The sequence below is a fragment of the Pandoraea anapnoica genome (genome assembly GCF_902459765.1).
In the GTDB taxonomy this organism is placed as follows: domain Bacteria; phylum Pseudomonadota; class Gammaproteobacteria; order Burkholderiales; family Burkholderiaceae; genus Pandoraea; species Pandoraea anapnoica.
Genome location: NZ_CABPSP010000010.1, coordinates 1 through 12383 on the forward strand (window position 1 = coordinate 1; position 12383 = coordinate 12383).

13 protein-coding genes are annotated in these 12383 nt (G+C 59.3%); 3 read left to right on the forward strand and 10 right to left on the reverse strand.

What is annotated here, in order from left to right; translation table 11 throughout:
* Nucleotides 1–864, forward strand: an 864-nt coding sequence (locus PAN31117_RS27185; protein WP_174990994.1) for a hypothetical protein, incomplete at its 5' end; no start/stop codon positions are given.
* A gap of 387 nt (nucleotides 865–1251) precedes the next feature.
* On the opposite strand, the gene PAN31117_RS16395 is transcribed toward PAN31117_RS27185, so the two are convergent.
* From PAN31117_RS16395 to PAN31117_RS16415, 5 genes are all read right to left on the reverse strand, one after another.
* Nucleotides 1252–2100, reverse strand: a complete 849-nt coding sequence (locus PAN31117_RS16395; protein WP_150739138.1) for an alpha/beta fold hydrolase — start codon at nucleotides 2098–2100, stop codon at nucleotides 1252–1254.
* A 55-nt stretch (nucleotides 2101–2155) separates the two neighbouring features.
* A complete protein-coding gene (locus tag PAN31117_RS16400) occupies nucleotides 2156–2974 on the reverse strand; it encodes a DODA-type extradiol aromatic ring-opening family dioxygenase (RefSeq protein WP_150739139.1) in 819 nt (272 codons plus the stop codon).
* Nucleotides 2958–3257, reverse strand: coding sequence for a hypothetical protein (locus PAN31117_RS16405; protein WP_150739140.1), 300 nt, complete (start codon nucleotides 3255–3257; stop codon nucleotides 2958–2960). Before PAN31117_RS16405 ends, PAN31117_RS16400 begins: the two co-directional genes overlap by 17 nt.
* A gap of 7 nt (nucleotides 3258–3264) precedes the next feature.
* Nucleotides 3265–4089: an aspartate dehydrogenase gene (locus PAN31117_RS16410; protein ID WP_150739141.1), complete on the reverse strand. Its 825-nt coding sequence runs from the start codon at nucleotides 4087–4089 to the stop codon at nucleotides 3265–3267.
* Nucleotides 4090–4177: 88 nt separating this feature from the next.
* Nucleotides 4178–5113 carry a DODA-type extradiol aromatic ring-opening family dioxygenase gene (locus tag PAN31117_RS16415; RefSeq protein ID WP_174990995.1) on the reverse strand — a complete coding sequence of 312 codons (936 nt, stop codon included), beginning with the start codon at nucleotides 5111–5113 and terminating at the stop codon, nucleotides 4178–4180.
* Between the two features lie 316 nt (nucleotides 5114–5429).
* On the opposite strand from PAN31117_RS16415, the gene PAN31117_RS16420 reads away from it, so the two are divergent.
* Nucleotides 5430–6419, forward strand: coding sequence for a LysR substrate-binding domain-containing protein (locus PAN31117_RS16420; protein WP_150739143.1), 990 nt, complete (start codon nucleotides 5430–5432; stop codon nucleotides 6417–6419).
* Here PAN31117_RS16420 and PAN31117_RS16425 read toward each other — a convergent pair.
* From PAN31117_RS16425 to PAN31117_RS16445, 5 genes are read right to left on the reverse strand one after another with little or no spacing between them, the layout of a single operon-like run.
* Nucleotides 6383–7660 (reverse strand): Rieske 2Fe-2S domain-containing protein, encoded by a 1278-nt coding sequence (locus tag PAN31117_RS16425; RefSeq protein WP_246189132.1) that lies wholly within the window; start codon nucleotides 7658–7660, stop codon nucleotides 6383–6385. The genes PAN31117_RS16420 and PAN31117_RS16425 overlap by 37 nt on opposite strands.
* Nucleotides 7661–7716: 56 nt before the next feature.
* Entirely contained in the window at nucleotides 7717–8034 is a 318-nt protein-coding gene (locus PAN31117_RS16430; RefSeq protein ID WP_150739144.1) for a non-heme iron oxygenase ferredoxin subunit, read from the reverse strand.
* An 18-nt stretch (nucleotides 8035–8052) separates the two neighbouring features.
* Nucleotides 8053–8994 carry a 2-hydroxyacid dehydrogenase gene (locus PAN31117_RS16435; RefSeq protein WP_150739145.1) on the reverse strand — a complete coding sequence of 314 codons (942 nt, stop codon included), beginning with the start codon at nucleotides 8992–8994 and terminating at the stop codon, nucleotides 8053–8055.
* A gap of 8 nt (nucleotides 8995–9002) precedes the next feature.
* Complete coding sequence (locus PAN31117_RS16440) at nucleotides 9003–10244, reverse strand: NAD(P)/FAD-dependent oxidoreductase (RefSeq protein WP_174990996.1); 1242 nt, start codon at nucleotides 10242–10244, stop codon at nucleotides 9003–9005.
* Nucleotides 10245–10273: 29 nt separating this feature from the next.
* Nucleotides 10274–11434: a Rieske 2Fe-2S domain-containing protein gene (locus PAN31117_RS16445; RefSeq protein WP_150739147.1), complete on the reverse strand. Its 1161-nt coding sequence runs from the start codon at nucleotides 11432–11434 to the stop codon at nucleotides 10274–10276.
* Between the two features lie 252 nt (nucleotides 11435–11686).
* Between PAN31117_RS16445 and PAN31117_RS16450 the strand changes: the two genes are divergently transcribed.
* Nucleotides 11687–12382, forward strand: a complete 696-nt coding sequence (locus PAN31117_RS16450; RefSeq protein ID WP_150739148.1) for a GntR family transcriptional regulator — start codon at nucleotides 11687–11689, stop codon at nucleotides 12380–12382.
* Nucleotide 12383 lies beyond the last annotated feature (1 nt).

A 12383-nucleotide genomic window follows, 5' to 3' on the forward strand; every position in this document is an offset into this window, starting at 1 on the left:
ACAGGCAACTCAGAAACACCGCTGAGCGCCTGCATTAACTTAAACCAACCGGCCTCCTCGGAAGCCGGGGCGATTCATATTGCAAAGAAGCTGGAAGGCAAGCAGCGAGACTCTCGTGACTGGCCATACTGCGACGGCGCGGGGCTCATGCGCCTGTCGGTATCACAACTAACCACGTCACGTGCGCTCTTCGTGCTGAACCAGCTACTCGAGACGCTGTCGGCGGCAGGTTATCAACTTTCTGCCGTGGACAAGGGGAGGGACCCTGCGTATGTGTCTGTCCTGGATGCCAAGTTGACCTTTCGCGTAAAAGAACGGGGACGGGCGGAGAACGTTCCGCTCACGCGAGAACAACTGGCCGAGAATAAGCGGCTCGGATACAACTTGCACCGCCCGCGCCCGGTTTATCACCCCACGAACGAGCTTGAGATATCAGTATTCCGACTCGGGCATAGTTACGCTGAAGCGAGCATGGCGGACACGCGAACGGTTCCGATTGAGACGAAGATTCAGACGTTCGTTGGCAGGCTTCGTCATCTGGTCATTCGAGATGTGGTCAATGCGGAGATACTGGCCGAGCAACGAGCTATCGCCGCGGCCAAAGCGACGGAACGTGCGCGGCTCGAAGCAATTCGTCAAGCCGAGCTTGAACGCTTGAAGCTGGCTGAAGAATTGGCATCGAAACTTGAACGCGCTAGCCGGCTGAGAGCACTCGCTACCGAATTTGAGTCAAAGAAGCTGGTGGCGTCAGACGACTCCATTGATGCAGCCTGGATTCGACGCGCGGCCGACTGGCTAGACCCGACAGTCGACTTTCATTGGGATGCTGTGGATGACGTCCCACCACAGCACGGTGGCTGGTAAATGTGTGCTGACACCGACGCGGTCTCGTAGCAAAATTGGAAACCAGTCTCCCAGGGAATTGGCTAGAATAACCTTGCTTCATGAGCCGATTTTTCGCGCGTCCTCGGTGTCGCGGACAGAAGATGTTGAAGGGGTAGCCATTTTCTGGGGCTTCAACCATGCTTCATTCGGTGCGGCTAAAAGCGGAATTTCTCAGTTTATGGGCCCGGGTTTCTCGGGTTATGCATCCGTACCGGCTAGAGAGCCTCTTGCAGCAAGGGGGCATTTCTCGGGATATGAGTCCGTCTACAATGTCCCGTCGATAAAAGCACCACCCAAAAAAATGCCCCATAAGCGAATAACTTATGGGGCATTTTTCATTGCAGACGTCAGCGACGTGCAGCTCAATCAACTCTCACCAAACGCATCGTCCAGCAAGAAATTGAGCGTGACGGCAGCGAACTCTCTCGGGGCTTCGATCATGACCCAGTGGCCAACGTGGGGCACGACGAACCCCCACGAGTTCTCGAGCAACTCCAGATACCCATAGGTTCTTGCCAGCACGGCCACCTTATCTTCCTTGCCGCCCACGACCAACGTCGGCGTTTTCACCGACGCGATCTGCTCGCGCTGATAAGTCAGCTTGGCACGGGTGATCTGCTGTATCGCCTGTCGCGCATCGTCGTTCTGCATGATTTCGTGACGGTACTGAACGACCTCCGGATCAACGACGTGTCGCGAACCCACCATCGCGCGCATGATCCGCTGCATCGCCTCCAGCGTGTAGTCGTAACCCTGCAAATTCTTGATGTACGACGGATCTGGATTGGCGATGTCGAGTCCGGCACTCCCCATTAACACAAGCTTTCTCACCCGCTCAGGGTGTGTGATCGCAAGGCCAAGCGCCGTCGCACCCCCCATCGAATTCCCGATCACCCGAACCGCGTCAAGACCCAGCGCATCAATGAATCCGCGCAAATGCAAATTACGGTTTTCCTGCGTGTACGCATACGTTTCCGGCGACGGCTTATCCGTTCGGCCAAACCCCGGCATGTCGTATGCAAGCACGCGAAAATGCTTCGAATACGCGTCAAGACAACCGTGCCAGTTGCCCCAGCAATCGGCACCGGCCCCACCGCCGTGAATCAGGATCAGCGGATCGCCGCGTCCGATATCGAGGTAGTGCGTCCGAATGCCGTTCACGTCGACAAAACGACTGGCAGCCTGGATGTCAGCAGGCAGATTGGGATAGCTCATTAGCAGCCCTCATTCCAAATGTTCAGATAGATTCAGTTGCCGATGTCGGCACGACTCATGACGCATCCATATCCATGAGAACGCCCCCCATTCCGGTCCACCACGCAGTCATTTCCTCGTAGTAGACCAACTTCCCGGTGCGCTCGCCGACGGCCCCGGCCATGAACGCCCACGTCGCCATCTCCAGCCCGCCGTTCCCACCGTCTTTCATGATCGAGTCGAACGACAACGCGGCCAGTTCTTTCCCTCGACCCGAGACAATCGTCTCCATCAGCCTCAAGTCCCAGAGCGCGTTGACGCGTCCGGAATCCGGCAAACAAATCCAATGCGAGAGTCCGCCGGTCGCCAGAATCGCCACACGTTCCGTGTCAGGACGTGCCTGCTCGACAAATGCCCGTACCGTCCTACCGAGCGCGTAACTGCGCGCGCATGTCGGCGCCGGTGTCATGACCGTATTGATGTAGACGGGCACCACCGGAATATCCAGATCACGATTGACGATGGCGTTCGGCATCGCCAGCCCATGATCGGGTTTGACGTTCTCGACGGCCGTCAGATCGAACGCATGCGTCGCCGCGAAGGCAATGAGTTCGGTGGAGAACTCGCGATGCCCGGGAAACGCGTTGCGAGGGACACCCAGATCCCCATAGGGCATCCACTCATCCGAGATGCCCACGGCAATCGGAATCTGAGCGTCCAGCGAGAAGTTCACGAGGTGATCGCTGGTGGCGATGAGCAGCACGTCGGGTTTCGATGCGCGGATCGCTTCGCCGATCTGGTCGATGCCGTCGAAAATGCGTTGCGCCTGCGCTTCAACCCCCTCGGATACCCCGAACGTATGGGACGTTGCAGCTGCACTAACAATCCGACCCATTGTCAGGACCTCGTTTCTCAAGAAAAGGGGAAATCGTCGCCGGAGCGAGTTTCAACAGGCCGCGTGCGCCGAGGTACTTGAACTGCAAGTTGGGATGCACCTCAAGATCACGCAGGGCCTTGCGCGGGTCAGCATTTAGTTGCGCACGCTGATCCTCCGGAACACCGAACGCTTCGTGTACCTGATCGGGGGCCTCGCGCAAGCGCGCCACCAGTTCAGGATTTCGCACGAGTTCACTGATCAACCGGTGCAACTCAACAGGAGGACGTCGTGAAGCGCTCATGCGTCCCTCACGTGCCGACGCGCATCGGCGAGGTCATCTTGCGCAGAAGCGCCAGAACACTCTGCGCAGTGATGCGGCCCGTCTTGGGGTTGTCGGTCGGAATGTTCTCAATCGACATCGACAACATGGCCGCATCCGACTCCACCGTGATGGTGTGCATGTTTCGGGTGATGGTCGGATCGGCCCAGATTTCGAGCTTCGTCCGATCCGGTCCGATGCCTGCGAGCGAAAGCGCCACGACCACGTTCAAATTGGCAGGAAAGCCTTTGGCCGCTTCTCGCGCCGTACCGGCGAAGACCCGAGTCTTCTCCTCAATCGCGTCGATCACGATGCCCTGGGCTTCGAGATACGGTGCCCCGAGCAATCCCTTTACCGGCTTGCGCGTGACCATGTTCACCGCCGTGATTCGACCTTCGGCTGCGGCTGTGACCGCATCCAGCCCGAGCAACGCGCCCGTCGGGACGAGAATCTGCCCGCCGTGTTCGCGTGCGATATCGATGAGGATCTCATTGTCGAGTAGCGCCCCGCAGCTCAGCACGACGACTTGCTTGCCGAGCGTGAGTGCCGGTGTCGCGATCTCGGGCAAGAGATGCGCCGGCGCGCACTCGATCACGATGTCGCACATCCGTGCCATGTCTTCAAAGCTGGCAACGACGGGACGACTGTGCAACGAGGCCGCCCATTCTTTCGCGACGTCGACGTTACGCGCCGCGACTGCCACCAGTTCAATGCCAGGGATACCTTCGTCGAGTGCCTTCGCGATCGATTTCCCGACCGTGCCGAGCACTGCGATGCCGACCCGCTTTCTCTTTTCGTTTTGACTTGCTTGCATGGTTATCTGTCCGAATCTGCCAACTGATCGAAGTTGCATGACGTAGGTGCCGGATTGCATTCGGCACCCACGCCTCAAAGCGCGATGCTCACGACCACGTCGCAAACGCCATGGCACATCCCGTCCCCGCAGGGCTTCGATAGCAGGGGATGTAATCGATCAGATCCATCGTCATGCCGTCGACAGCGCCCGCCAATGCCGACCAGCAACGGAACTCGGAATTTCCGGACTGCAACTTTTCGAGCGGTAGTTCGGCGTGTACGTCCGCACCGCCACCCGCCAGCTTGTCGAGGAAACGTCGGTCGAAGGCCTCATCGACGACGAAGTGACTCAAGCCGCCCGTAGACATCACGACAACGCGCAGATCCTCCGGCCACGACTCGATCTGACGACGGATCGACTGTCCGATCTGATAGGCGCGAAGCGGCGATACGTTGTTCGGTGGGTAGTAGGTATTGATGCTGACGGGAATCGACGGGAACGCCTTGCCGGTCATCAGCTTGTAGTAGACATAGCCGAAGGAATGGCTCATCGCCTGCTGGTCTTTGAAGTACTTGGACTGAGCGACGTCGAAGCCGTCGTTCATCATGCCCCTGATCAACCGCTCAGCGTATTGCGAGGCCACCGGATAGTCCGCCGGTGCTTGCGGATACCACAGCTCTTGATCCAGGTCGGGGTCGTACTTCCATTTCATGATGCCCGTCGGTCGATAAGGGATCGTCTCGCCCCAATACACCGACAGCGCAGGCATGTTGTCGTCATGGAAAACTTCCTTGTGATCGTCTCCGATGATGACAACGATGTCAGGGTTGACGTCGTTCAACGTCTTCGCGAGTTGGGCGACCGCCGCCTGATTCTGCGCGTGCCGCTGTTCGAGTTTGGCGGGCGTAATCTCGTCGAGGATCGCGGGGTCGGCCTTCTCCAGAAGCTCGCTATAGCTCACGCGTTCGCCGGTGTGATCATGCAGCACAAAGAAGTTCTGATCGTCGGTTGCCGCGCGCGCCAGCCATGCAGACGGCTTCATCAAAAGGGTCGGACTATGCGAAGAACCGATGCCCATCACAATTTTTGCCATAGCGTTTTCTCTAGTATCGAATCCATTGAGTACTGTATACATTCGACTCCGTAATCGGCTGTGGAATGGACAAGTCCGTCGCCAGTGTCCGCACTGACATGCCGAAATACGCGTGACCCATCGAATAGGAGTTCCGATGGTAGGAGTACACAAAGCCCTCAACAAACGATTTTTTCTGCGCCGGGAATGTGTATTAAGTAATGCGTTGAATGAAGCGACATACGTCGAAGGTGTCCTTCAGGCATAACGAATCAGGTGGTGCAAAATGAGCTATCGTCTCCCCCCCTTGCTGGCCCTTCGCGCGTTCGAAGCATCGACGCGACATCTGTCCTTCACCAAAGCCGGGGAGGAGTTGCATCTGACCCAGGGTGCTATCTCGCGCCAAATCCGCTTGCTGGAGAGTTTTCTTGGACAAAAGCTGTTCGTCCGGCTCACGCGGAAAATTGAGATGACGCCTGCGGGGCTGGAGTACTTCCGATCGATTCAGCAGGCGCTCGACATCATTTCGGCCGCAACGCGCCGCACCATTCGCGATACGCACCGCGTCGTGACACTGGATGTTTTGCCGACGCTCGCGACCTGCTGGTTGATGCCGAGGCTTGCGCAGTTCACCGAGAGTCATCGGGATATCGAAGTACGACTGATCTCGTCCATCGATCCGGTCAACCTGCATGGCGAGAAGGTCGATGTCGCGATACGCGTGGGTAAGGTGCCGGGGCAGCGATATGATCGGCGCGCGCCCCGTATCGATCTCGATATGACGGAGAACTGGAAGAAGGTGTACGTGGAACCTTTGTTCGCGGACATCCTGGTGCCCGTCGTATCGCGGCATCTGCTCGACGCGGTGGGACCGATCAATCAGCCTTCGGATCTTTTGCAGTACCGCCTGATCAACACGGCGAGCCGCCGACACGCGTGGCCCGACTGGCTCGCGTTACATGGCCTGAGGGTGCCCGACGACGACACCCCGCTCGACTTCGGACATTTCTTCATCACCCTTCAGGCAGTGAGAGACGGCAAAGGCGTCGCGCTTGTGCCCAAGGTGGTGCTTGAGAATTATGAGTGGCGCGACGAGCTGGTCGTGCCCCTGCCCGTGGAAGTCCCGAGTGCAGGGGCGTACCATTTGCTGACCCGCGAAGGGGCACAGGAAGACGAAGCGATTCGTCAGTTGTGCGACTGGCTGATCGACGAAGCCAGTCGCCTGGGCGACGCGCTGAATCAGACGACGGCCGTCGCTGCCGACGTGCCCGCCTGAAAATCGACGCCGTGATCGAGAATCGCGGCCGCCGAGCGAACTCGATACCATTCGGGGCGGTGGGCGACATCGAGCACACCGGTCGTCTCTAACTGCGTCGCCAGCTTGAGCAGCGCCTTGCGGAAACCCACGATAGCGGCGTCTCCTGAACCCAGGTTCTCAAGCGAGCGGTCGACGATCGGTCCCATGCTCTCCTGGACGGCGGTGTCCTGCATGCCGATCCCTTCGATGCCCGTCGAGCTATGCAATCGCTGGCGCAACCGGTCGATGCCGTAGTCGGTGTCGGCGCAGACAAGCGGGCGATATGAGCCGTCGTCCATGACTTCCGAGTGGACCGCTCCGTGATCCAGTTCTTCCTGGCTCAACGGACGATCGCTATTCCACGTCATCGTGAACACCCAGCAGTTGTCGTCATCGATCGGCGTCCATGCGTGCCCCATGTACGCACGGCCTTCCTTGATGGGGGCAATCATCGTATAGAACGGCGCAAGGAACTGCGTGACGCGCCAGTAGTAGGACGTGTCGGTCGCGTTGCGTCGGGCGCCAATCGCCATGCCGTAATCGGTGGGACGGACAAAGAACTTGGGCGCCGTATCCGACGCGAGGTAAGGAATCGACAGATTGGGCGAGATCTGTCGCTGACGGAACGGCAACTCGGGATGCTCGGCGTCGAGATGACTGTGCAGGATCCCGACGTGACTGGAATCGATCCCTCCTTCCACACCCTGCGCATAGTTGGTGCGTTGCAGACGCTTCGTGATGAAGCGGAACTCGGGTGGCACCAGACCCCATTCAAGCTCTGGCGGACGATCGGGCATCTGCGCCGGATCACCCATATACGCCCAGATCACCCCACCCCACTCGATCACCGGATAGCTTTTGATCCGCGTGTCGTTTTTCATCCGCGTGTTTTCCGGCTCGGCAGGCATATCGACGACTGCGCCCGATACGTCGAACTTCCACCCGTGATACACGCAACGCAGACCACATTCCTCGTTGCGTCCGAAGAACAGATCGACGCGACGATGCGGGCAATAGCGGTCGAGCAGGCCGATCTTGCCTTGAGTGTCGCGGAATGCGATGAGGTCCTCACCCAGCAGGCGAACGCGGATGGGCGGGCAATCCGGTCCCGGAAGTTCCTCCGGCATCAGGAACGGCATCCACATATTCCTGAATGTCTTCCCCATCGGCGTGCCGGGCCCCACGCGACACAGTTTCTCGTTATCTTCTTTGCTGAACATGCGTATCCCCTCCTAAATTGAACCGACGCTACCTGACGCGACCTTCAGATCGAACGTCAGTCGATCAAGCCAAATATCTCGTCACCTTCCACCACCACGCGGTAAGTCTTGAGCGGCGTCGTGCACGGCTTTTCCACGGCATCGCCCGAACAAATGTCGAAGGCGCCGCCGTGAAGCGGGCAATAGATGGTGGTGCCCTGAAGATCGCCGCCGGACAGCGCGACCATGCCGTGCGTGCAGAGGTCTTCCGTCACGTAGAACTTTCCGTCGACCTGATACACGGCGAGTCCGTCATCTACTTCTTTCGGGCAGACCTGAATCACGCTTTCGCCCGGCACATCCGACTTGCGACACAAGAAAACTTTCTTTTCCATAAGCCTTACCCGTTCCGTTCAATATCCGTACAACACATCCACCCTGCCGGTGGGAACCTTGCCAAGCTCAACCTCATAGATCTTCTGCGCGACCTGCTCGACGCTTTCTTCCATTCGTGTGAGCGCCGAAATATGCGGGGTAACACTGATTCTTCGATCCCGCCAAAACGGGTGGTCGATCGGTAGCGGCTCACGCGTGAACACATCAAGCGACGCGCCCGATATCTGCCCCTGCCGGATGGCTTCGAGCAGGTCGTCGTCGATCAGATGATCACCACGCGCCAGATTCACGACATGCGCGCCCCGTGCAAGTTTTGAGAACGTCTCCGAGTTCAGAATGCCGTTCGTCTGCGGCGTATTGGGAAGCAGATTGATCAGCACCGACACACCATCCAGAAACGACGTCAGGCGCTCGCGGCCGCTAAAACACGCCACACCCTCCATCGACTTCGGCGACCTGCTGTAGCCCCGGACGTCGAAGCCGAACGACGCAAGGTGACGCGCGACAGCCGCACCAAGACTGCCCAGACCGAGCACACCTACCTTGAAATCGCGAGCGGCGGGAATCGCGAGTGGCTCCCAGACGCCGTCGCGTTGCTGGCGCTCATAGCTATCGAAGCGTCGAAAATGCCGAAGCGCGGCGTACGTCGCGTACTCGACCATTTGCGACGCCATTCCGGCATCCTCGATTCGATAGATGGGGATGTCGTCGTGCGCCAGTTCAGGGTGATTTGCTAGCAGCGCCAGAATCCAATCGGCCCCCGCACCCATGTTGAAGATCGCCTTGAGTCCCGCGCGATGTCGCAGGACGTCCGGTGACGGCTTCCATACGAGCGCATAGTCGGCCTGCTCGACGTCGCCGGCGGCCCATTCGCGGATGTCCGCATCAGGCAAAGCTTGTCGAAGGGCGGAGAGCCACGGTCCGGGGTCTTTGCCCGTCATTGAAAACAGGATCCTCATCGCTGTCCTTACCGTGTGGCAGACGACCACTTGGCCAGATCGACGGTGGTATCCCGCAAGACGGCAACGGGCACGCGGGCCGCAGCGCGAACAAGCGCTTTGCCCACGCGCATTTCCCGTGGGGCATTCACTGAGCTGACACCGGCCACGATGTCGTCCTTCACATGAACGACGGAAAACGAGCCCGTCGCCGGATCGCCCCGGACGACGTTATGGTCCCCAATCGGATTCCCGAAGGACTGGAGGCTGAAGTCGTATTGATCGGACCAGTACCCACTGATCTCGTCATAGTCGGGCGCACCGCACACTATCGCCCGGCCCACATGCTCACCGTGGGAGACTGCGTGATGCCAGTTCTCCTGCCGCTCCGAGCGACCGGCCCGGGCGTTGTAATGGAACGCCACCTCGCCCGCTGCATAGATATGTTCGTCGGACGTTCTGCCCTGCCCGTCGACACAAATGCCACTGTCGCAAACGTCAAGCCCGGCTGCCGCTGCGAGTGCGATGTTCGGGACGACGCCGATACCGACAACCACCGCGTCCGCTTCCAGGCAGCCGCCGTCCGAAAGCGCGAGACGGTAGCCTTGAGGTCTGTCGGTGACGTCATGAATCGTGATGCCAGTACGAATGTCGACGCCGCGTCGCGCGTGTTCGCCGACGACGAAATCGCAAACCTCGGCACACGTCGCGCGCGCCATGGGACGGCTGCCAGCTTCGAGCACCGTCACGTCGATCCCCATACCGTTGGCGACCGAGGCCACTTCGAGACCGATAACGCCTGCCCCGACCACGGTGAGCTTGCGCGTTTGTGCCAACGTGTCGCGCAGCGCTATCGCGTCAGAGATCTGCCGAAGATAGAACACGCCGTTCATGGCCGGCGCGAGCCGCGGCAAGGTGCGCAGCGATGAGCCGGTGGCCAGAACGAGCGTGCCGTAGGCGAGCGTCGCGCCGTCGGCGAACGTCACCGTTCGGGCGAGACGGTCGATGTGTTGCGCGGCGTTACCGAGACGCAGATCGATGTTGTGCGCATCGTAGAAGGCGTTGTCTCGCAATGAAATGCGTGCCGACTCGTCAGCGTCCTGCAACACCTTTTTGGATAACGGAGGACGGTCGTAAGGGGATTCGGGTTCGTCGCCGCAAATGACGATGCGTCCGTCGAACCCGGCCTTCCTCGCGCTCTCTGCGGCATAAACCGCCGCAATACCCGCGCCGACGATCACCAGCGGCTCGTTACACTGTGTCTGCTTCATGGCTGACCTCTCGCTGTGGCGCACCGCGCTCACAGGTGCTCCGGCTTTTGAATGCCGCGCGCATGTCGATGGCACAGCTCCCGCCATTTGATGATGGGGAAGTCGCCTTCGATCAGCATTTCGTCGAGCCAGGCCGAGTCGCGTTTGTAGAACTTCTGCAGCGCGAGGCGGGCCTGAACATCCTGCGCATTGAAGTTCTCGAAGCCGATCGGCTTCCAGCGATTCCAGAACTCGTGGTTGAAGTCCGCGCTCTCTTGGTTCGTTGCGACACGTTTTCCGACCAGCATCACGTAGAGATGGCTCGACTCCGTCACCGGGACGTAGAACTCGAACTGGGTGATGTCCTGATCGGGGAAATCGTCGACGCGCAGTCCGCACGGCATCCACAGCGAAGCGGCCGTCGTGCGCGTGGGTTTATCCGATACGCGTTTCGTACCGGCGACGACCACCTCGCCATCCACCTTCCCTTCCCAGATGCTGGTGTGGTTTGCAAACGCGTCGTAGACACCCTTCGGCATGCCTTGCGCTTCATGCACCTCGACTTCCCCGGACTTCGCAAGGTGCCCGATCGGCAGCGAACGCTTGGTGTCGGGGACGAGTTCGGAGGCGCGATGGATATAGACGTGCAGACCGTCGAACCCGTTTTCGCATCCGACGCGCCAGTTCGATTCCACTTCGTAGATCGCGCAATGCAGTTCGAGGTCGTCGTCGAGGAACGTGGGCGGCACGTCCTCAGCAAGCGGCGGCGTCTCGAATCCCTCATCGCCGACGAAAACGAACACTAACCCCTTGGCTTCCTGAACCGGGTAGCTCTTGACGTGGCGTCGACCGATGGCCTTGCTGTCCGGCGACGCCAGAATGTCGCAGAGCCTGCCGTCGTCCCACTTGTAGGTGAACCCGTGGTACCAGCAGGTGATCGTGTCGGTGGTGTAGCACTCGATCTTCTCGGAGAACTTGACGCCACGGTGCACGCAGCGGTCGCGAATCGCTTTGACTTCGCCGTCGACCCGCTTCAGCAGAATCTCTTCTCCGCACACCTTGGCCTGAGTGACCTTTCCTTCAAGGACATCGCTGGACAGCTTCACCGGATACCAATGGTTTCTGAACCCCAGCTTGGCCGCGAGGTAATTGCGCCAGCGCGGCACCTTGTCCAGCAAGCTGTCGTCCACAAAATGGGCCTGTTCACTCATGGTTTGTCTCTCCGGGGCGTGTTCTATGTGTACTGTATGCAATGAATTGCGACGGATCGTTGCAATCTGCGCTCGTTTCTCGACGTACCTGGCATCGTAGTGCTGCACTTTTTTGGCAACAAACGATTTATGGAACCCTCATGCATGAGCGGACCGAATGCGTGACGAAAGGCGATTTCGCACGCGGATGGAACCGTTCTTTCACGCTATTTCGTCGTAGAATCCCTCTTAAATAACCTCTCCGAAAGCGCCATGGGCACCACCCGAAAAGTCGTACAACGAGATCGACTCCGCGATCAGATTTACCAGCTGCTGCGGGAGGATCTGTACGAGGGGAATTTCCCGGCGGGTTCACGACTTGTCGAAGTGGAGCTTGCCGAGCGCTACGGCGTCTCTCGCACGCCGGTGCGCGAAGCGCTGTTTCAGTTGGCGCGCGAGGGTCTGGTCGTGCGCACGGATCGTGGCTACTCGCTCATGACCGATACGCCGCGCGACTTTCTGCAACGAATGGAAGTCCGTTTGCTTCTCGATCCGCCGCTGGCAGAACACGCGGCCCGATACGGCTCCGACGAACAGATCGATACGCTGACGCAAGCCTACGAAAAGATGAAGAAGGCAGCCGAGATGTCGAAGTTCACGCCGTTTGTCGCGGCGGCCCACCAGTTCCGCACAACGCTGCTTGAAATGAGCCATAACACGGCGCTCACGCGGGTATGCGCGGTGCTCGAAGACCAGTTCCTGCTGGTTCGCAATGAGCACTATAAGGACGCGGCGAACCGGGCTATTTCCGTACACCGCGATGGGCTGCTGCTGGAGGCGATCCGTGCGCGTGACGTCAAAGGTGCTGGCCGCGCCGCGAAGGAATATGTCGAGATGCTGATAGAAACGCACGCCGAGGCAGCGCAACGCGCCCCGGCTCGACGGAAAAAAGCGAAGGCGGCTGCCTGAG